The sequence below is a fragment of the Flavobacterium sp. RSP15 genome, from assembly GCF_003968755.1.
Taxonomy (GTDB): domain Bacteria; phylum Bacteroidota; class Bacteroidia; order Flavobacteriales; family Flavobacteriaceae; genus Flavobacterium.
On sequence record NZ_RYDL01000008.1, the window covers coordinates 1 to 21,714 of the forward strand.

The window sequence follows — 21,714 nt, forward strand, 5'->3', positions numbered from 1 at the left end:
TTGCAAAAACGTTTTTGCAAGTGTTTAATTAAATATTTTTATCTAATAATCTGTATCGGTTATTCAGGACAAGACAAAACCTTTTTTTTGTCATTTAAATAAAAAAAGCAAAATGCTTGTAACAAACTAGCCTTTCCTTAGTCTACTCTAAATCAAAAGAAACCTCATTTTAATAGTTTGTTACAAAAAGAAAAACCCGGAGTATGCCAACTCCGGGTTTTTTGATTTATAAAGTTTTACAGGGATTCTAAATTTGCTTTTAGGGCTTGGATCTCCAACTGATTTGCTAGTTCCCCTGCATCAATAATTGCAGAAGAATGATAGAAAATAGCTTTTGTTTTTTGTTTTAATGCGGAAATATTAACAGAACGCAAACCGCCGCCCGGCATAATTACAATTCGGTCAGTTGCTTTTCTAACTAAGGCTGCCAAAACATCGATACCGTCAATTACATTCGTTTCTTGTCCAGAGGTCAAAATGGTTTTAAAACCACATCCGATTAGCGATTCAAGTGCTTGAAATTTATTTTCTACTCCATCAAAAGCACGATGAAACGTACAAGGCAATGGGTTTGCCAAAGCAACTAAATCCTTATTTTGTTGTTCACTGATACTACCGTCTTCGTTTAAAATTCCAAAAACAAAACCATCAACCTGAAGTTTTTTGAATGCCAAGATTTCTGACTTCATTTGTGCCAATTCAGAATCAGAATAAACGAAATCCCCACCACGAGGCCGAATCATAACATTCAAGTCGATGGTGATTTTATCGCGAACAATTTTAGTAAGTTCTAAATCTGGCGTTGTTCCGCCCGCTGTTCTATTGGCACACAATTCAACCCTGTCAGCACCACTATTTTCAGCAATTATAGCCGATTCTAAATTAAAACAGGCAATTTCCAGTTGTGCTTTTTTCATTTATTTCAAAAAATAATCGGCATCAATTAATCGGTTTCCAGATGTATCATGGACAGCATAGTTGAAACCGCCCTGAATGCAATACGAGCCATATTCTCCTTTTTTATTTAAGGCAATGAAACCAACTTGGATATCTTTTACATTTTTATTTCTTTTACGGGTCAAATTTACGATTCGGGCCACCGCTTCCTCACACGCTTTTTGTGGTGATTTTCCTTGGCGCATCAGCTCAACCACTAAGTGACAACCAGAAATCCGAATCACTTCTTCTCCATGTCCTGTGGCTGTGGCCGCACCAATTTCATTGTCTACATACAATCCAGCGCCAATAATCGGGGAATCACCCAAGCGTCCGTGCATTTTAAAAGCCATTCCGCTAGTGGTGCATGCGCCAGAAAGATTACCGTCAGCATCCAAAGCAATCATCCCAATGGTATCATGATTTTCAATATTGGCAATGGGTTTGTATTGGCTGGTTTTCAACCACTCTTTCCATTCTTTTTCAGATTCTTCCAACAATAAATTTTCTTTTACAAAACCTTGCGACAACGCAAACTGCAAAGCACCATCACCTACCAACATGACATGCGGTGTTTTTTCCATCACAGCGCGAGCCACCGCAATGGGATGTTTTATAAACTCCAAACATCCTACTGAGCCTATATTGGCGTTTTCATCCATGATACATGCATCAAGTGTGACGCGACCGTCTCGATCTGGTCTTCCGCCATATCCTACGCTCCGTTCCTTAGGATCGGCTTCTGGAATTTTTACTCCGGCTTCGACAGCATCTAAAGCTCGTCCGTTATTTTTTAAAATTTCCCAAGCGGCTGCATTCGCTTGGATTCCAAAATTCCATGTCGAAAGCACAATAGGTTTACTTCCTTTTTTAGATGAAAAATCATTTTATTCCTCTGGTTTCCCTTTGAATGAATGTAAAGCCATAGCTGCGGAAGCGAAAGCAGCTGTTTTCAAAAAATTTCTACGATTAGTCATTTTGATTGTATTACTATTGGTTGCATCAATTTTGAACTATAAATATAACGGTTCCTCTTTAAATAAAAAAAACCTGCACAATAATTTGCGCAGGCTTAGACTATTTATCAAAGAACAATTGGAATCGACATACGATTTATTGTACTACTATTTACCATTTAATAATGGCGCTTCCCCAAGTAAATCCACTTCCAAAAGCGGCTAATACAACCGTATCTCCTGATTTTATTTTGCCTTTTTCCCATGCTTCAGTCAAAGCGATTGGAATAGAAGCGGCGGTAGTATTACCGTATTTCTGAATATTATTATAGACCTGATCATCGGTCAAGTTGAATTTCTTTTGGATAAACTGTGAAATTCTCAAATTTGCCTGATGCGGAATCAACATATTAATATCCGAAACCTGCAAATTATTCGCTTGTAATCCTTCATTAATTACTTCGCTAAAACGAACCACTGCATTTTTAAATACAAATTGTCCGTTCATGTACGGGAAATAACTCTCATCATCCGGATCATTATCTGCCAAGATATCTGTTATCCAACGGCCTCCCATTCCGGGCGCTTTTACAATTAATTCTTCGGCGTGCTGCCCTTCAGAATGCAAGTGTGTGGATAAAATTCCTTTGGTCAAATCCTCTTCTCTGCTCAAAACAGCCGCTCCTGCACCATCTCCAAAAATTACTGAAACCCCTCTTCCGCGCGAGGTCATATCCAATCCGGTAGAATGAACTTCTGATCCAATTACCAATACATTTTTATACATGCCCGTCTTGATATATTGATCTGCCACGGATAAAGCATAAACAAATCCAGAACATTGATTTCTTACATCTAATGCGCCTACGGTTCTTAACCCTAAATCCCGTTGCACTAAAACGCCTGGACCAGGGAAATAATAATCAGGGCTTAATGTGGCAAAAACCACAAAATCGATGTCTTCCTTAGCAACACCAGAACGCTCAATAGCAATTTTGGCAGCTTTCACTCCCATAGAAGTCGTCGTGTCTTCTCCTTTTATAATATGTCTTCGCTCCTGAATTCCAGTTCTTTCCTGAATCCATTCATCATTAGTGTCTATAATTTTGGACAAATCGTCATTAGTCACTACGTTTTCGGGAACATAATAACCCAATCCTGCTATTTTTGAATGATACATATATTGTTGTTATTTTATTAAAATACGAGTACAAATTTAAAACATACTTGAAAATATGAGCACACAAATTACTACTTTTTTATCAATTTACAACTTTTATGCTTTTTTGCGCAATTTCTTGTTATACTTACAAATACAATCTGTTGAAGTGCTTAAAAATAATACTATTGTGACCTCATCCGGATCTGACTCAAACGTTAAAAAAAAGTTTTTGTTTCCAAATGTAACAAGATTCATTTATTTTAGACCAATTATTGACACTGCCAATGCTAATTTAAAATCATTCAAATTATGAAGTTAAAAATTCCATTTTTTTTATTTCTTGGATTGAGCTTAACCACTTTTGCACAAGAAAACTTAACCTATCAAAAACCATCTCAGTCCATATTGGATTTAGCGGATTATGAAAGAGCACCTTCAGTATCGATGGATACTAAAAAAGAATACATGTTGCTTACGTACAGAAATACGTATAAATCACTGGACGATTTAAACCAAGAAGAACTGCGCTTGGGTGGATTGCGGATTAATCCAATTACAAATATTTCCAGTACTGTTACATACGTGAACAACCTGAAATTACGCAAAATAAAAGACAAAAATGAAGTACAGGTTACAGGTTTGCCTACGAATCCTCGTATCAGTACTATCGGTTGGTCTCCAAATGATACAAAAATCTCATTTTCGCACACCACAGCTTCCGGAGTAGAACTTTGGGTTATCGATGTTACTTCGGCGAAAGCCACCAAATTAACGGAAGCAACAGTGAATGCTAATATTGGAAGTCCGTTCAGCTGGATGAATGACAACGAAACTATTTTGGTAAAAATGTTACCAAAAAACAGAGCAGCTCTTTTGGATGCCAAAAAAGATTTGCCAACCGGTCCGATAATTTCAAACGCCGATGGTGTAAAATCGCAGAACAGAACTTATCCGGATATGTTGAAAAACAAGAATGATGAAATCAATTTTGAGAATATCATGACTTCTGAATTGTACAAAGTAAACCTGAACGGAATAGCAACTTTATTCAAAAATGCAGCTATGTATGCGGGAGAAAGTTTTTCCCCTGACGGCAATTATCTAATGCTGACTACGATTCAAAAACCATTTTCATACATTGTCCCGTTGAGTCGTTTTCCTTCAAAATCAGTAATCTATGACAAAGCTGGAAACGAAGTAAAAGTAGTCAATGAAGTGCCGCTGACGGAGATTATTCCTAAAGGATTTATGGCCGTTCGAAAAGGAAAAAGAAACATGAGCTGGAGAACCGACAAACCCGCAACATTAGCTTATGCTGAAGCTTTAGACGGTGGCGATCCTGCAAACAAAGTGGAATTCAGAGATGAAGTTTTTCTTTGGAACGCACCTTTTAATCTTTCCGCTACTTCATTGGTAAAAACACCACAACGCTACGACCGAATAATTTGGGGAAATGATACCGTGGCTATAATTACAGATGAATGGTACGATACCCGTAATACCAAAACGTATGCAATAAATCCCTCGAATCCAAGTCAGGCTCCAAAAGTAATTTTCGACAGAAATTCACAGGATGTATATTCTGATCCTGGAAATTTTGAAACCAGAAAAAACCAATACAACAGGTATGTTTTGGCTATCGAAAATGACAATGCATATCTTATTGGTAATGGATTTACTAAAAACGGGCAATTCCCGTTTATAAGTGAATTTAATCTGAAAACGTTGCAAGCAAAACGGTTGTATACTTCGACTTACACCGATAAAAAAGAAGACGTTTTGGAGATTGAAGACTTCAAAAAAGGAACGGTTTTAGTCCAAATCCAGTCTAAAAATGAATACCCTAATTATTACCTTAGAAATATTAAACAAAAAAACAAACTAACACCAATTACCGCATTCAAAAATCCTTTTGAAAGTATCAAAAACGTGAGTAAAGAAGTGATTAAATACAAGCGTAAAGATGGTGTTGAATTATCCGGAACGTTATATTTACCTGTTGGTTATGACAAAATCAAAAAAGAGAAAATGCCATTGTTGATTTGGGCTTATCCAGCTGAATATAAAGACAAAAATTCAGCAGGACAAAGCACACAAAACCCGAACGAATTTACATTTCCTAGTTATGGATCGTTCGTATATTGGGTAACCAAAGGCTATGTAGTTCTTGATGACGCAGCTTTCCCCATAATTGGCGAAGGAACAACGGAGCCCAATGATAATTTCATGACGCAATTAGTTGACAATGCTGAAGCGGCCATCAATGCCGTGGATGCTTTAGGATACATCAACAGAAAAAAAGTAGCTGTGGGCGGTCATTCCTATGGTGCTTTTATGACCGCTAATTTACTAACGCATTCTAATCTTTTTGCGTGTGGAATCGCTCGAAGTGGTGCTTACAACAGAACGCTAACACCTTTTGGTTTCCAGACCGAACAACGCAACTACTGGGAAACTCCTGAAGTGTATAACACGATGTCACCATTTATGAATGCTGATAAAATGAAAACGCCCATGCTTTTGGTACACGGTGAAGCAGATAATAATCCGGGTACTTTCACTTTGCAAACCGAACGTTATTTTCAAGCTTTGAAAGGGTTAGGTGCTCCGGCAAGAATGGTAATTCTGCCAAAAGAAGCACACGGTTATGTAGCCAAAGAAAATATTTTGCATTTGCTTTGGGAACAAGACCAGTTTTTAGAAAAGTATTTAAAGAATTAATTCTAAAAAGGGTTCAGTGATCAGTTATTGAGTGATCAGTAAGTTGTACAAAAAAAATTAACATAGCACAAAACCCCAAATTCACTTTGACTTTGGGGTTTTTGTTTATTACTACTTTTATAAAAGTTGAAAACGACTTCTACTTTCGATAGTTATCAGAACTGAAAATCACTGAATACTGAGCACTGTTTACTGAATACTAATCATCAGGATAACATCAAATATACTTCCTGATTTAATGCTAATTCCGAATCATGTTCAAAAAAAATCGCTCTTCTTTCAAAAGCTGCTTTGACTAAATAATGACTTCCTTTAAAATAACATTGTTTTACGACTACTTTCATAATGGCGTTGTCCACCACTTTTAATTGATGCGGATACAATAAAAGCGGCTGATCCGCTTCATCCACAAGTTCAATTAATTGAGACAATTTTAACTCATTGACTTCTCCAAAAAGAGAAGCAATATATTTGTTAGCGGGGTTTTCATACAAGGATTTAGAATCTCCTTTTGCCACTACTTTTCCGTTTTGAACCACAATTGTTTCATCAGAGAAAGACAACGCATCAGTACTGTCATGTGTGGCAATAATACAGGTAATCTCTTTGTCTTTTAAATACCTAAATAAATTTCGACGCAACGAATTTTTCCGAAAAGAATCAATTTGACTAAACGGTTCATCGAGCAAAATAATTTCGGGTTCTAATGCTAAAACTCTTGCCAAGGCTACTCGCTGCTGCTGTCCACCGCTTAGGAACTTCGCTTTTACTTTTGCGAAAGCAGTCATTTCGACCATTTCTAACAGCTCTTGGACTCGAGCTTGCTTTTGTTCCGGATGCATATTTGACAAGAACTTGCCCACATTTTCTTCAACGGTTATGTACGGCATCAAATCGAAATCTTGTGCTAAATATTTAATATAATCTTCTCCCGGTATCAGATTGTATTTGGGACCCAAAATAGGTTTGTCATTATAAGTAATTGTTCCGTTATCCAAATCATATAATCCGTATATGAGTTTTAGCAACGTACTTTTACCGCAACCGCTTTCGCCAATAATAGCGGCGTTTTCCCCTTTTGCAATGGCAAAACTAACCTCTTCTATTACGGGCTTTTCAATGTAAGTAAAGGATATGTTTTTTATCTCGAGCATCATCTGTAATTAAGACTGCAAATTTACAATGTTTTAATGCAATTTGGACATAAAAAAAGGCTGCTTCTTGACGAAACAGCCTTTGTTTTTTGGTATTTTATACTTAATTTTTTCCTTCGGATTCAGCATCTTTAATCATTTTATCGTTTGCAGTAATCGCAAATTCAACACGACGGTTTTGACTTCTGCCATCAACTGTTTCGTTGGAGGCAATTGGATCTGCAATTCCTAAACCAGTCACTTGAAATCTACTGGAAGAAACCCCTTTGCTAGTTAAATAATTTCTAACTGATGCCGCTCTTTCTCCTGAAAGTTTCAAATTGTAATCCGCTGGACCTGTGCTGTCAGTATATCCGTAAATCGTAATATCAGTATCCGGATATTCTGAAAAAACAGGAACTAGTTTATCTAAATTTGCTTTAGCACTGGCCGTCAATGAAGATTTATTAGTATCAAAACGCACTGCATTTTCATTCAAAACCAGTTTAATACCTTCTCCTACACGAACGACTTCAGCGCCAGGAAGTACTGCATCAATTTCTCTTGCTTGCTTGTCCATTTTGTTGCCAATAACTCCACCGGCAACTCCACCAACAACTCCACCAAGTACAGCTCCCATTGCTCCATTACCACCTTTTCCAAGATTGTTTCCAAGAACACCTCCCAGAACGGCTCCGGCAACAGCACCTATTCCAGCTCCTCTTTGGGTTTTATTGGTGTTTTTGATTGCTTCGCAACTGGTAAACATTGAACCTATAATCATTATTGTTGCCATTGCAACTATTGAAATCTTTTTCATATCGCTATTTTTATTAATTAATTAACTTTCTGGAACTGATACACGACATCCGTCATTTTTCCTCCTACATCGATTTTATCGATCAATTGAAAAGAAGTTTCCGTTTGGTTTGCAAGGCGTAAAATATAACCGTCTCTCACTTTTCGCGCTTTTTCACCTGCATCAAGTACTTTCAATACAAATTGCTCTTCATTGTTAACAAACCATGTAATTGGGGAGCTAAATGCAACACAATTTACTTTGGTCAAAGCCATATTCCCTTTGTTATTATTCGAAATAAACTTCCACGTACTTCCAATAAAGCATTCGGAATCGGCAAGTTGAAACGTATTCACATTAATATATTGTGAACCTGGATAGGTTACTGCGCTAATCACCCAGTCTCCTTTCATCATGACCTGAGCTTTTCTATCGGTGTTCGTACTCGTTACTGATGTTGACTTACATGCAAACATTAAAACCGCTAATGTGCATAATAAAATGATTTTTTTCATCGTTTGAAATTTATGTAATTAATGTTTTAACAAAGATACAAAGCAATAAAAACAAAATAGTTTCAAAATTAAATTATTTTATATCATAATTAACACCTGCGCCAATTTGTCACTTCAACAATAATTGGTATTCTATTTGAAAGGATTTTATTCATAAAAATAAACTTAAAAATTCAAAATATGACAACAGGTAAAATTAATGTTTCGGTAGAAAACATCTTTCCCTTAATCAAGAAATTCTTATACAGCGATCACGAAATTTTCTTGCGTGAATTGATTTCGAACGGGACAGATGCAACTTTAAAACTGAAGCATTTAACCAGCATTGGCGAAGCCAAAGTAGAATACGGAAACCCAATTATCGAGGTAAAAATCGACAAGGAAGGCAAAAAACTGCACATCATCGATCAAGGTCTGGGAATGACAGCTGATGAAGTGGAAAAATACATCAATCAAGTTGCTTTTTCTGGAGCTGAAGAATTTTTGGATAAATACAAAGATTCTGCTAAAGATTCTGGAATTATTGGCCATTTTGGTCTTGGTTTCTATTCTGCTTTTATGGTTGCTGAAAAAGTGGAAATCATCACTAAATCTTTCAAAGACGAGCCAGCTGCGCACTGGATTTGTGATGGTAGCCCGGAATTTACTTTAGAACCTGCTGACAAAACTACTCGCGGAACAGAAATTATCTTGCATATAGCCGAAGATTCTTTGGAATTTTTAGAAGATTCAAAAATCAATCAGTTACTGAACAAATACAATAAGTTCATGCCTATTCCAATTAAATTTGGAACCAAAACAGAGAAAATAGAGCAAAAAAAGGGTGAAGAAGTTGCTGCAGAAGATAAAGACAAAATTTTTACTGAAGTAGAAGTTGACAACATCATCAACAACCCAAACCCGGCTTGGACGAAACAACCAACGGAGTTATCAGATGCTGATTACAAGGATTTCTACAGAGAAGTATATCCAATGCAATTTGAAGAACCGTTATTCCACATTCATTTAAATGTTGATTATCCGTTCAACTTAACCGGTATTTTGTATTTCCCAAAATTAGGTTCGGATTTACAAATTCAGAAAGACAAAATCCAGTTGTACCAAAATCAAGTGTACGTAACGGATAATGTTGAAGGAATTGTACCTGAATTTTTGACTATGTTAAAAGGGGTTATCGACTCACCGGACATTCCGTTGAACGTTTCTCGTTCTGGATTGCAAGCAGATGCTGCGGTGAAGAAAATCTCTAATTACATTACGCGTAAAGTTGCCGATAAATTAAAATCGTTGTTTACTGAAAACCGTGAGGATTTTGAACAAAAATGGAACGATATCAAAATCGTTTTGGAGTACGGAATGCTTTCTGAAGATAAATTCTACGAAAAAGCAGGTGCGTTTGTTTTGTATCCAACAGTGGATGGAAAATATTACACATTAGAAGAATTAAAAGAAAACCTTGCGGCAAATCAAACGGATAAAGACGGGAAATTAGTGGTTTTATATGCTGGAAATAAAGAAGCACAACACTCTTATATCGAAATTGCAAAAGACAAAGGATATGAAGTTTTATTGTTGGATTCCCCAATTATCTCGCATTTAATTCAAAAAATTGAAGGCGACAACAGCAACATGACTTTTGTACGTGTGGATTCGGATCATATTGACAATATAATTAAGAAAGAGGAAACTACTATTTCTAAATTATCGGAGGAAGAGCAAACCAACCTAAAAACCGTTTTAGAAGCTATTGTTCCTAAACAAACGTATTCGGTTCAACTGGAAGCTTTAGATAGCAATGCTTCGCCATTTATCATCACGCAACCGGAATTCATGCGTAGAATGAAGGAAATGAGTCAGTCTGGTGGCGGTGGAATGTTCGGAATGGGAAATATGCCGGAAATGTATAATTTAGTGGTGAATACTAATTCTGAATTGGCAACAAGCATCCTAAACAACAAAGACAAAGACGCTCAGGAAAGTTTGGTCAAACAAGCGCTTGACCTAGCTAAATTATCACAAAACCTATTGAAAGGAGAAGCATTAACCGCTTTCGTGAAAAGAAGTTTTGAGCTGATCAAATAAGCAGCGAACCCATTTTATCAACTAAAATTATGTGAATCGCTTATTCCGAACTTGCTTCGGAATATCCAAAATACTAAAACTGTCCAACCTTGGGCAGCTTTTTTTTTGGAGCAAAACGATTGTTTTCCAGAATCACTTTCGTCCCGCTATACGCTGCAATCTTTGCCTTTGGCTGTCGCCAAAGCAAAGGATTTTCACTTCTATCGGGGCTATTTAGAGCATTTTAAGGTTAAAACTTCGTTTAGCAGCAGGAGTAAAGAAATACTATTTTGTAAAGAATTATTTATATATTTGTGTATAACCATCAATTTAATAGTGACAATCTACCCAATTTTGGGTAAATACTGGCTATAGAGTAGCAAGTATATACAAGTTGGTAGTAAGCAACACGTAGAACGTAAATTAGAGAAGTAACAAATACTAAAATAAAACGTCTAATACTAAAAATAAATTATGTCAAGAATTGTAATGGTAGTAGGTTTAGTAATCGTTTTTATAGGTTGGATTTTATACCGACTAATAATTAAAAAAGACTTAAATAAAAATTTAAATAATGTATACCTTGGACTATTTTTTATAATAATATGGGCAGTGTTTTATTTTTTTATTGTTGAATATTTTTAAAAATCGTGTACAATTGGTTATGCACCCTCAGAAGCTAGATCGCGGATTTACTTTTTTTTTGACAGCGACAGCGCGGATTTGCAATCCGTGCGCACATAGAATATCTACAAAGGGAATTTGCAATTTCAAAATTTCAAAAAAAGTATCCTGTAACATATTTAATTGATTAATTGGAATAGGCACGGATTGCAAATCCGCGCTAACGGATTTTCATATTTTGTTTAAGAGAAGTATAAATAAAAACTAATTTTTTATCCTGAAAATGAATTCATGAGATGTACAGGAATAAATAATTAACGCTGCATTTTATATTGGGGTAAAATTGTACAAAAATTAAAAAGTAGTCCAAGTATTTTATAGTACAATATTTCATAAAATTAAATGGGAATGAACACGATTTTTTGAATACATTTGATTTATGAAAAGGGATAAAGGTTGTCCACAATAAAGTTAAAATCAATCAAATCGCAAAAAAAATGAGAAAAATCATATTATCAATAGTGTTCTTATTTTGTAGTCATTTATCAATTGCTCAAGAGAAAGAAATTAAAGCAGTTTTAGAAAAACAACGTTTAGATTGGAATAATGGGGATATGATTGGGTATATGCAATGTTATTTAAAATCCGATTCTTTACTATTTGTTGGAAAAACAGGACCATTTTACGGCTGGCAAAAAAACTTAGAGATCTATCAACAAGTTTATCCCGACAAAGCTGCAATGGGTACTCTAACTTTTGATATCAAACAAATAAAAATGATTGATAGCGAACATGCCTTTGTTTTAGGTGCTTGGAATTTGCAAATGGAAAAAGGAGAACAAAAAGGATTTTTTACTTTAATAGTAGAAAAATTTAAAGAAGGTTGGAAAATCGTAGTTGACCATTCTAGTTAGTTTTTTTTAGTGAAAGGTTGTGACGAAATATTTATATGAAATGAGTTTTCTAAATTGCATTCCAAATTACATCATCAGGAGTTGGCGCCAAGATTTCCATATTTTCTTTGGTAACAGGATGGGTAAAGACTAGTTTTCGAGCATGTAAATGAATGCCTCCATCTGAATTACTTCGATCAAAACCATATTTTAAATCGCCTTTTATGGGTGAGCCAATAGCCGAAAGCTGTGCGCGAATTTGATGGTGTCTGCCCGATCGCGCCGACATACCACAATCGTTAGCGCAGTTTTGCAAAGTGTGCCCACAATAGTGAGCAAACAATACAAATAACACAAAAAATGTCGACAAAGTATAAAGCCACAACAACTGAAGACGCTTATTTTATTACTATAACTACAATGGGTTGGGTAGATATTTTTACACGATTAAATCAAAAACAAATTATTATACAAGCGTTACACTATTGTCAAGATCAAAAGGGCTTAGAAATTTATGGATATTGTATTATGCACAGCCATATTCATCTGCTTTGCAAAGCAACAAACGGTTTTATATTATCCGATGTGATGCGTGATTTTAAAAAATATACATCTAAAAAAATTATTCAGGCTATTATTGAAGAACCGGAAAGCAGGAGAGAATGGATCTTGGATTATTTTAAAAAAGCTTGTCAGCATTTAAAACAAGAACAACAATACAAAGTTTGGCAAAACGGTTATCATGCAGAACATATTTACAGCAATAAATTTATTAGACAAAAAATGGATTGCATACACAACAATCCTGTAAATGAAAAAATTGTAACGATGCCGGAAGATTATTATTTCAGTTCTGCAAGAAATTATGCTGCATTAGAAAATGAATTAGAGGTAATTTTATTAGATTTATTTTAGTTGCCAATTGAAATGGCCACAGTTTACAAAACTGCGCTAACGATTCTCTGTAAAGAACATTCATGTTATTACCAATAGTTTTTGAAACAATTAATAAGTGCTACTACATTGGTCAAAGCAACTGTCTAAAGGTGACACAATACAATTGAAAAATAAATGGGCATCCCAAAAGTAATGTTAAAAGGAAACGTTACTGCCAAAGCCATGGGTAAAAATATTCCTGGATTCGCCTTTGGAACGGCTATTTTCATTGCTGCCGGAACCGCAATATAAGAAGCACTGGCCGCTAAGACAGCAAAAATAAAACGATTCCCAACATCATCGGTAACGAATTGACTTAAGAAAGCAACAATACACCCGTTGATCAATGGGAAAACAATAGCAAAAAAGACGCTAAACCAGCCACTTTTGAAAAAATCATTTAATTTTCGTCCACTAACAATTCCCATGTCTAGTAAAAATAAAGCCAAAAACCCTTTGAAAATATCAGTAGTAAACGGCTTAATTCCTAAAGCCTGTTGCTCACTGGCCAAAAACCCAATAACCAAACTACCTAGAATCAAGAGCACGCTTCCATTAGTAAATGAATGTTTGATAATTGTGGTCATCTTCGTTTTTTGAACTTTTTCCTTACTAAATAATCGGATCAAAATCACTCCGATAATGATTGCCGGAGCTTCCATCAGCGCCATAACAGCAACCATGTGGCCGCTAAAATTGTAACTTTGAATTTCTAAAAAAGAAATAGCCGTTACAAAAGTAACTGCACTCACAGATCCATAAGCGGCGGCTATGGCGCCCGAATTCTCAATACTAAACTTTTTCTTTAAAATAAAAAAAGTATATAATGGAATTAATACCGCAATCAAAACTCCAAAAACGATCGACCAAAGTATCTCTATAGTAAAGTGACTGTGAGCTAATTCCTGTCCACCTTTAAAACCAATGGAAAAAAGAAGGTACAACGATATAAATTTAGAGGTATTCTCCGGAATTTCTAAATCACTTTTGACATAGACGGCGATAATTCCCAACACAAAAAACAACAAGGCAGGATTAGTTAAATTATCCAGTAATAAACTAAGATTCATATTTTAATTATTTTAAATTATTTTATACATTTTGATTATCTTATCTTTTCAAATCGCAATCTTTTTCCTTTTATATCTGTCTTCACAAGTCCTTTTTCATACACCAAATTTCCATTAACAAAAGTTGAACTGATGCTGCTTTTAAAAACCTGTCCTACAAAAGGAGACCATTTGCATTTATATAAAAGAGAGTCTGGAGTTACTTCCTGTTTTTTATTTAAATCGACTAAAACTAAATCGGCAAAATAGCCCTCCCGTATATAGCCTCGTTCTTTTATTCTGTAAATTTCGGCTACATTATGGCTCATTTTCTCCACTACTTTCTCCAACGGAATTTCACCACGATAAAATAATTCTAACATTGCTAAAAGAGCATGTTGTACTAATGGTCCGCCGGAATGCGCCTGAAAATAATTCCCTGCTTTTTCGGCAACAGTATGAGGAGCATGATCCGTTGCAATAATATCTATTGAATTATTGAGCAAATACTGCAGTAAACCTTTTCTATCTTGCTCTGTTTTTATAGAGGGATTCCATTTGATCTTGGAGCCCAGTCTTTCATAATCGGCATCCGAAAACCAAAGATGATGTACACATGCCTCGGCTGTGATTCGTTTTTCTCTGATCGGTGTATGATTATCAAATAATTTGGCTTCCGCCAAAGTTGAAATATGAAAGAGATGCAAGCGAGTATGGTATTTTTCAGCAATTTTTAGTACTCGTTGCGTAGCACTTAAGCAAGCCTGCTCATCCCGAATCAGGGAATGATAAAAAAAAGGAATATCATCCCCGTACTGCAGTTGAAACTTCTGGGTATTTGCTTTTATAATTGCGTCATCTTCGCTGTGCAAAGCTACAAGCGTATCCGTTCTTGAAAACAATTGCTCTAAAAAGTCTGGATAATTTGCCAAAATACCTTCGTCATTATTAAAATAAAGACCATCATCCGTAATCCCACATACATTTTCAGTATCTGTTTTTAATGCTTCTTCCAAATTATTTTTAGAAATCCCCATAAAAAAAGAATAATTAGCTATTGATTTTTCAGCGGCCATCCGGTACTTTTCTTCTAATAATTCCTGAGTCAGCGTATTAGGAATCGTGTTTGGCATGTCCATAAAAGAAGTGATGCCACCGGCAACAGCAGCTATAGATTCCGTAAAAAGGGTGCCTTTATGAGTTAGTCCTGGATCTCTAAAATGAACTTGATCATCAATGACTCCCGGAAGCAAATAAAGTCCTGTCGCATCAATTTCAATATATTTTTTTTCGGGATTTAGTACAATTGATGGTGCTATCTTTTCAATTCTTACCCCTGAAATCAAAAGATCTAATTCGAGTATTTGTCCTTCATTGACCACTTTTGCATTTCTGATAATAGTATCCATATCTTATTTTTTAGTAGCTCTTTCTAATCGATCGTTTATCGTTTTGCCTAAACCCACATCTGGAAATCGTTCGGCTATAATGAAGTCAAGTTCAAGCTCATCTAATCGATGCAAAGCAGCATACAATTTTGAAGCAGCTTCTGCTAAATTGCCTGTGGGTGATAAAATTTCCTGTACTGCAATTTTGGGATCATCAATCCCTTTTTGAAAGACTAAAACTCCAATTTTTTGATTCGGAAACATTTTTAGCTTCTCCGTCACATCAGCTGTCAAAAAAGTCGTCGTCGAAGGAGCATAGTGCTTAGAAAACATGCCTGGTGCCGCTGGAGCAATATCATCATGGGTAATCATTTTTACCACCCCAACAATTGCTTCAATATCCTCTACAGCCAAAGAACCCAAGCGATATAAAATAGGCTCCCCATTTTCAAATCCGATGATTGTTGACTCTATTCCCCTTTGACAAGCTCCACCATCCAAAACCATTGGTAACACCTCTTCAAAATAGTCAGCAACATGTATTGCTGTAGTGGGACTAAGAGAGCCAAACGGATTAGCACTCGGAGCCGCTAGAGGATAGGCTAACTGATTCAGCAGGGCTAAGGCTACTGGGTGATTTGGAACTCTGATCGCTACGGTATCTTTACCACCGGTAACCAAATCCGGAATGGAAATTTGCTTTTTTAAAACCAAAGTTAAAGGTCCCGGCCAGAAAGCTTTTGCTAACAAGTTCGCTTTTTCAGGAATGTCTCTCGCTATTTCAGAAAGGACAGTTGCCGATTTTATATGAACAATTAACGGATTAAAAAACGGACGTTTTTTAATCGAAAATATACGCTCTACCGCCTTTGAGCTGTAAATATTGGCGGCTAAACCATAAACCGTTTCGGTAGGAATTCCTATGGTTTGCTCCTGATTTAAAAGCGCAACAGCTTTTGGAATCGAACTACTGATTACACTCATATCTTATGGATTACAGGAATCGCAGAATCCTGGTTCTTCGGTTATTTTTTGATGGGGATACATTTTTTCGGAACTAAAACAACACTTTTTACAACTATAAATAAAACTCAAGGTAGATCGTGTGGGCGCTGAACACCATGAACAAGGCAAGCCCTGTTTCGCATCTATCACACAATAACCCGGTGCTTTACAGCTTGGGCATTCCGTTTTTATAGTTTCCAATAATTTTTGCGCCGCTACTTTTATCACACCCATACGAGTGGGGTTGTACAGCGCACGCATATCAGTTTCAGCATAAACACTTCCATATTTGTTCACAAGGTGCTGAAAAGTATCTTCCAATTCACTTTTTGTGGTAATCCCTTTAACTAGTGTTGTTAGATCATCAGGCTTGCTTCGCAAAATTATGGCATGGGCAGGAAATTGAATCTTATTTGCAAAATCCAAGAGCATTTCTTTACTAGAAATATTTTCTCCATGAAAATTAGTTTTCAAACTGAGTTCTCTGGCAATGATTTCTAAGTCGTTTTTTTTATCGATAAAAATTAAAAACTCATCATCGGACTGAGCAAAAAAGATGGAAGGATGTGAACCAAAAGAGCCTTCGCTGGCAATAGCCAAATCGCAGTCAAATTCTTCCATTGCCGCCAAACATTTAGCTCTGACGGTTTCAACTGCCGTGTTTTTCCGCTCCACTTCACCTGAAAAAGTGCCGAAAATATCCGAATCATAACTTTCAGGAACAAAACAGTGAACACCTAATCCTTTTTCAAAAATTGGAGCAATCACTTTTTCTTTGTGATGCTTGGTGGCAATGAGTAATTGTCTACCCTCAAACATTCAATTCAGTTTTTACTTTAGGACACAGTACAATTTGAATTACACTGTCAATTTTCAGTTCCAAATCCTTTGACGACGCTTCTTTGATGAGTTCCTTGATGTATTCAGAGGCGTCTAAAAGAGTCTTAACCCTTATTTTTGAATGCGGATTCTCTTCATCAAAACGGATCTGATTACTAAATATTTCCAAATTATGGTAATTTATCTTACTGTTTATCAAAGAAAACAGTACTTTTCCTGCTTCTGATGGTGCAAACTGACCTTCAACTAACTTAAACTGATATTCTTTTTCCATAATACTTTATAATGAAATTTTATTTTTTTGTAATGTGTAGATCGTGAAAAATATTCCCAAACCTAGAAACAGTGTGAAAAATAAGTTATTAGGTGCTACGATTGTCAATAGTATTCCACCAATCAACCAAACTATTCCAAAGACCAAACTAATTTTTTTATTTTTATTTTTCATAGGGACTAATTTTTTTACTACTTACTGGAGCGTGTTAGGAATGACTCACCTTATTAAATTCTTTAAAGGAAACAGCACATTTAGTGAAAGAGTACCAATTAAATAAAGGAGAAGTTAACGCATTTCTTACTGTCCTTGACCCAATGAAAAAGCCATTTTCCCGTCAAATTTATATAAATTTTCAGTTTTGATGCTATCGATATTATGGTCGATGCATTGCTGCAATAATCCAATGATCTCCTCTTTGTTAACTAGTACTCCATCCTCAACTTTGAAACGGCATCTCCAGTGATCTGTACAAAAGGTTTGTTTAAATCCTTCGGGCCAAACTTTGATTCCTCTATTGGAAATCATATTCAGTTTTAGATTTTCAGTCCCTATATTTTTTAGAATTTCGGCTAGCGAATTAGGATCGGTTCCATTCCAATGCACAAATACATCGTGACCTACCAATTCTTTTTTTGCAGCTGGTCTTCTCTTATATTTCGGGAGATCTAAGGCTTGAACATTTTTATAATCTACAGCAGGAAGCTGTTTTGGTTTTTGCCCTAAATTTAGGATTACTGCGTCGGCAAATTCTGAAGTCCCTACTTTTGCAGTGCTTACGCCTTCTTTGAAGATATCATAGGTATGTATTCCGTCTTCAAGCGTTTTCAGCCATGCATTTTGTACTTTACTAGCCACTTCGTTTTGCCCAATATGATTCAGCATCATTACTGCTCCTTGTAATAATCCCGACGGATTCGCAACATTTTGTCCGGCTCTTCTGGGTGCAGATCCGTGAATTGCTTCAAACATTGCACATTCTTCTCCAATATTTGCTGAGCCTGCCAGCCCCACAGAACCGGCAATTTGTGCAGCGATATCAGAAATCACGTCACCGTATAAATTTAAGGTTACAATAACATCAAAATTCTCTGGTGTATCGCTCATTTTTGCAGCACCAATATCTATAATCCAGTGCTCGTTTTCAATTTCAGGATACTCTTTCGCTAACTCATCAAACACTTCATGGAATAATCCGTCCGTCTGCTTCATGATGTTGTCTTTTGTGAAACAAGTTACCTTCTTTCTTCCATACTGTTTGGCATATTCAAAAGCATAGCGGACAATTTTTTCACAGCCTGGACGACTAATGATTTTCAAACACTGCACAACTTCATCCGTTTGCTGATGTTCTATTCCCGCATATAAATCTTCTTCATTTTCACGAACAATGACAATATCCATTTTTGGATGTTTTGTTTCCACAAAAGGGTGCAAACTCATACATGGTCTAACATTAGAATATAATCCTAAGAATTTTCTAGTGGTAACATTCAAGCTTTTATAACCACCACCTTGCGGAGTAGTAATTGGAGCTTTGAGAAATATTCTATTGTTTATTATAGAATCCCAAGATGACTTTTCAATTCCGGAGGTATTGCCTTTTAAATACACTTTTTCACCTACTTCAATTTCATCGAATTCGATTTGTGCGCCCGCTGCCTTAATAATTTTCAAAGTAGCATCCATTATTTCAGGTCCTATTCCGTCTCCTTTTGCTATTGTTATTCTTTGCATATCTTTTTGTTTGTTTTTTTTTTACAAAAGTAAAACCGGCTATCCATATATTTTTATTTATATTTGTAATACAAAACATAAAAATTATTTATGAATTATACACTACACCAGCTGCATGTCTTTTTAAAAATTACCCAAAATAAAAGCATCACTAAAGCCGCAATGGAACTGCACCTTACACAACCCGCAGTATCCATTCAATTAAAAAATTTTCAAGATCAATTTGATGTACCGTTAACAGAAGTAATCGGAAGAAAGCTGTTTGTTACTGATTTTGGCAAAGAAATCGCCATGGCTGCAGAAAAAATTCTAAATGAAGTGCATGCAATCAATTATAAAACAATGGCATTCAAGGGACAACTGACAGGACGATTAAAAATTTCTGTCGTATCAACCGGGAAATATGTAATTCCCTATTTTTTATCTGATTTTTTGAAACAAAATCAAGGTGTCGAATTGATTCTGGATGTGACCAATAAAACTAAAGTGTTGAAAAACTTAGAAAGAAATGAAGTAGATTTTTCTCTGGTTTCCGTGTTACCAGAAACCCTGCAAATCGAGAAAGTGGAGCTTATGCCTAATTCCCTTTTCCTAGTTGCTAATAGTGATCAAAAAATGGGAAAAGGAATTCAAGAAAAAAAAATCATAGAAACCTTACCCATCATCTATCGCGAGCAAGGATCAGGAACAAGATATGTGATGGAAAAATTTATAGAACAGAATCAATTAACAGTTTCAAAAAAAATGGTGCTGACCGGAAATGAAGCGGTAAAACAAGCCGTACTGGCTGGACTTGGATGCTCGATCATGCCTTTAATTGGTATAAAAAACGAGCTTAATAATGGAGACCTACAAATTATTCCGGTAAAAGGCTTGCCTATTCAATCCAACTGGAATTTAATTTGGTTAAAAGGCAAAAAGTTTTCACCTGTAGCCGATGCCTATTTAAAATTTATTCAAAAAGAAAAAACTAGAATCATCGAACAAACCTTTAACTGGATTACACTTTAAAAATTTAAGTCAGTAAAGGAAAACTCCTCTTATTCATTGCAATACTAAAATGCATCAAAAGATTAGCAATATTTGCCTTTACAATGATTCTATTAAATTATGATTTTACAAATAGAAACTCCAGCATTACTTTTTAGCGCAACTTCGTTGATTTTATTGGCGTATCCCAACAGGTTTTTGGCTAATGCTACAATCATAAGAGGATTAAAAAAAACCTTCCACGAAAAGCAAAATGATGTAATTTAATTGGAAATCAAAAACCTGAATTTATGGTTGACTCTGATATTATCTACCAATTTACACCTTATAACTAGGAACAAAACCCTATCTTTGTCCGCTTTTTAAAATTAAAAAAATGATAAAAAATAGTGTCTTAAAAGGAGTTTTCTTAGTTGGTCTCGGCGCAACGAGTTACGGAATGCTGGCTACTTTTGTAAAGATAGCCTACGGTCAAGGCTACACTACACCCGAAGTTACCGTTGCCCAATTTGTATATGGAATCATGGGAATGCTGCTGATCAATATGTTTCAAAAAGCTAAGAAAGGAAAAACCGTTATAAAAGCATCCCAAAAAAACATCACTCAGCTGATGCTTGCCGGAACTTCTTTAGGATTTACGAGTATCTTTTATTATTTGGCAGTAAAATACATTCCTGTTTCTATTGCGATTGTTTTATTGATGCAAACCGTCTGGATGGGTGTATTATTCGAAATGATTTTAGAAAAAAAAATTCCTTCTACTCAAAAAATAGGTTCCGTATTTATTGTCTTAACCGGAACTATCCTTGCTACCAATGTCTTCGAGAATAGTATCGTTTTAGACTGGCGCGGTATTGCTTTAGGGCTTTTAGCAGCAGCTTCTTTTACTACAACAATGTTTACCGCTAATCGTGTGGCAACTCATATTTCCTCGGCACAACGCAGTTTATTCATGTTGTTGGGAGGTGCTGTCATCGTGACCTTTTTTGCAATTTCGACACAAAACACTCCTTTTAACTTTGAAATTTTTATAAAATGGGGAATCATTTTAGCCCTTTTCGGAACCATAATTCCACCTTTATTATTGAATGCCGGTTTCCCGCTGACTGGAATCGGACTGGGAAGTATTGTTTCGGCACTGGAACTTCCCGTATCGGTACTCATGGCATATCTATTATTGAATGAGCAGGTAAACCTGATCCAATGGCTTGGCATTATTTTAATTATTTTAGCAATTATCATAATGAATGTAAACCTGAAGCGAACCTCCTAATTGCAGTTTCAATCCATTTGTATTGATTTTAATAAAAATTTTATAAATTCGTACTAAATAACTTTACTATGAATTTACCTTGGCATTTATATGTAATGGCTTTCGTCTACTTTATCGCAGGATTAAACCATTTCAGGAATCCCAGACTGTACTTAAAAATCATTCCTTCGTACTTTCCAAATCCAAAATTATTAAATTACATCAGTGGTTTAGCAGAAATATTTCTGGGAATTTCGCTTTGTATTCCGTTACTCTCCAACTACGCCGCTTGGGGGGTGATCGCTTTGTTGATTGCTATTTTCCCAACACATTTGTATATGTATTTTGATGAAAAAGCAAGAATGGGTCTGCCAAAATGGGCCTTACTATTGCGAATGCCACTACAATTATTTTTAATTTACTGGGCGTACCAATATACTTAA

The 21,714-nt window shown here is 35.8% G+C and carries 19 protein-coding genes and 2 pseudogenes; 8 read left to right on the top strand and 13 right to left on the bottom strand.

Going from position 1 to position 21,714, the window contains the following annotated elements:
- Nucleotides 1-236: 236 nt before the first annotated feature.
- From EKM00_RS09710 to EKM00_RS09720, 3 genes and pseudogenes are all read right to left on the bottom strand, one after another.
- Nucleotides 237-917, bottom strand: a complete 681-nt coding sequence (locus tag EKM00_RS09710; RefSeq protein WP_126453564.1) for a copper homeostasis protein CutC — start codon at nt 915-917, stop codon at nt 237-239.
- Nucleotides 918-1,913 (bottom strand): annotated as a pseudogene (locus EKM00_RS09715) (isoaspartyl peptidase/L-asparaginase family protein).
- 151 nt (nt 1,914-2,064) lie between these two features.
- The gene (locus tag EKM00_RS09720; protein WP_126453562.1) at nt 2,065-3,072 is read right to left on the bottom strand and encodes a 3-oxoacyl-ACP synthase III family protein; all 1,008 of its coding nucleotides are present in this window, start codon (nt 3,070-3,072) and stop codon (nt 2,065-2,067) included.
- A 291-nt stretch (nt 3,073-3,363) separates the two neighbouring features.
- Here EKM00_RS09720 and EKM00_RS09725 point away from each other — a divergent pair, with 291 nt between their 5' ends.
- On the top strand, nt 3,364-5,775 hold the full coding sequence (locus tag EKM00_RS09725) for an alpha/beta hydrolase family protein (RefSeq protein WP_126453559.1): 2,412 nt from the start codon (nt 3,364-3,366) through the stop codon (nt 5,773-5,775).
- Between the two features lie 206 nt (nt 5,776-5,981).
- On the opposite strand, the gene EKM00_RS09730 is transcribed toward EKM00_RS09725, so the two are convergent.
- The 3 genes from EKM00_RS09730 to EKM00_RS09740 form a co-directional block, all read right to left on the bottom strand.
- Nucleotides 5,982-6,929 (bottom strand): ABC transporter ATP-binding protein, encoded by a 948-nt coding sequence (locus tag EKM00_RS09730; protein ID WP_126516102.1) that lies wholly within the window; start codon nt 6,927-6,929, stop codon nt 5,982-5,984.
- Nucleotides 6,930-7,032: 103 nt separating this feature from the next.
- On the bottom strand, nt 7,033-7,728 hold the full coding sequence (locus EKM00_RS09735) for an OmpA family protein (protein WP_126461562.1): 696 nt from the start codon (nt 7,726-7,728) through the stop codon (nt 7,033-7,035).
- Between the two features lie 17 nt (nt 7,729-7,745).
- Nucleotides 7,746-8,222, bottom strand: a complete 477-nt coding sequence (locus EKM00_RS09740) for a lipocalin family protein (RefSeq protein WP_126516037.1) — start codon at nt 8,220-8,222, stop codon at nt 7,746-7,748.
- Between the two features lie 180 nt (nt 8,223-8,402).
- Between EKM00_RS09740 and htpG the strand changes: the two genes are divergently transcribed.
- A complete protein-coding gene (gene htpG / locus EKM00_RS09745; RefSeq protein WP_126516038.1) occupies nt 8,403-10,304 on the top strand; it encodes a molecular chaperone HtpG in 1,902 nt (633 codons plus the stop codon).
- 1,100 nt (nt 10,305-11,404) lie between these two features.
- Nucleotides 11,405-11,821, top strand: a complete 417-nt coding sequence (locus EKM00_RS09750) for a YybH family protein (protein WP_126516039.1) — start codon at nt 11,405-11,407, stop codon at nt 11,819-11,821.
- 49 nt (nt 11,822-11,870) lie between these two features.
- On the opposite strand, the pseudogene EKM00_RS09755 reads toward EKM00_RS09750, so the two are convergent.
- A pseudogene (locus EKM00_RS09755) lies at nt 11,871-12,077 on the bottom strand (RNA pseudouridine synthase); the annotation flags it as partial.
- Nucleotides 12,078-12,160: 83 nt separating this feature from the next.
- On the opposite strand from EKM00_RS09755, the gene EKM00_RS09760 reads away from it, so the two are divergent.
- Nucleotides 12,161-12,715 (top strand): REP-associated tyrosine transposase, encoded by a 555-nt coding sequence (locus EKM00_RS09760; RefSeq protein WP_126516040.1) that lies wholly within the window; start codon nt 12,161-12,163, stop codon nt 12,713-12,715.
- Nucleotides 12,716-12,840: 125 nt separating this feature from the next.
- Here the strand turns inward: EKM00_RS09760 and EKM00_RS09765 are convergent, their stop codons facing one another.
- The 6 genes from EKM00_RS09765 to EKM00_RS09790 form a co-directional block, all read right to left on the bottom strand.
- Entirely contained in the window at nt 12,841-13,806 is a 966-nt protein-coding gene (locus tag EKM00_RS09765) for a sodium-dependent bicarbonate transport family permease (RefSeq protein ID WP_126516041.1), read from the bottom strand.
- Nucleotides 13,807-13,841: 35 nt separating this feature from the next.
- Nucleotides 13,842-15,194: a dihydroorotase gene (locus EKM00_RS09770; RefSeq protein WP_126516042.1), complete on the bottom strand. Its 1,353-nt coding sequence runs from the start codon at nt 15,192-15,194 to the stop codon at nt 13,842-13,844.
- Nucleotides 15,195-15,197: 3 nt separating this feature from the next.
- Complete coding sequence (locus tag EKM00_RS09775; RefSeq protein WP_126516043.1) at nt 15,198-16,157, bottom strand: L-threonylcarbamoyladenylate synthase; 960 nt, start codon at nt 16,155-16,157, stop codon at nt 15,198-15,200.
- Nucleotides 16,158-16,160: 3 nt separating this feature from the next.
- Entirely contained in the window at nt 16,161-16,997 is an 837-nt protein-coding gene (locus tag EKM00_RS09780) for a DUF6671 family protein (protein ID WP_126516044.1), read from the bottom strand.
- Nucleotides 16,990-17,292 carry a hypothetical protein gene (locus EKM00_RS09785; RefSeq protein WP_126453537.1) on the bottom strand — a complete coding sequence of 101 codons (303 nt, stop codon included), beginning with the start codon at nt 17,290-17,292 and terminating at the stop codon, nt 16,990-16,992. The genes EKM00_RS09780 and EKM00_RS09785 overlap by 8 nt, the downstream gene beginning before the upstream one ends.
- Before the next feature lie 300 nt (nt 17,293-17,592).
- A complete protein-coding gene (locus EKM00_RS09790) occupies nt 17,593-19,029 on the bottom strand; it encodes an NADP-dependent isocitrate dehydrogenase (protein ID WP_126516045.1) in 1,437 nt (478 codons plus the stop codon).
- A gap of 90 nt (nt 19,030-19,119) precedes the next feature.
- Between EKM00_RS09790 and EKM00_RS09795 the strand changes: the two genes are divergently transcribed.
- The 4 genes from EKM00_RS09795 to EKM00_RS09810 all read left to right on the top strand — a co-directional run bounded on the left by EKM00_RS09795 (nt 19,120) and on the right by EKM00_RS09810 (nt 21,714).
- The gene (locus EKM00_RS09795; RefSeq protein WP_126453533.1) at nt 19,120-20,040 is read left to right on the top strand and encodes a LysR family transcriptional regulator; all 921 of its coding nucleotides are present in this window, start codon (nt 19,120-19,122) and stop codon (nt 20,038-20,040) included.
- 99 nt (nt 20,041-20,139) lie between these two features.
- A complete protein-coding gene (locus EKM00_RS09800) occupies nt 20,140-20,286 on the top strand; it encodes a DUF2721 domain-containing protein (protein ID WP_126516046.1) in 147 nt (48 codons plus the stop codon).
- A gap of 109 nt (nt 20,287-20,395) precedes the next feature.
- The gene (locus EKM00_RS09805; RefSeq protein WP_126516047.1) at nt 20,396-21,292 is read left to right on the top strand and encodes a DMT family transporter; all 897 of its coding nucleotides are present in this window, start codon (nt 20,396-20,398) and stop codon (nt 21,290-21,292) included.
- A 68-nt stretch (nt 21,293-21,360) separates the two neighbouring features.
- A complete protein-coding gene (locus EKM00_RS09810; protein ID WP_126462116.1) occupies nt 21,361-21,714 on the top strand; it encodes a DoxX family protein in 354 nt (117 codons plus the stop codon).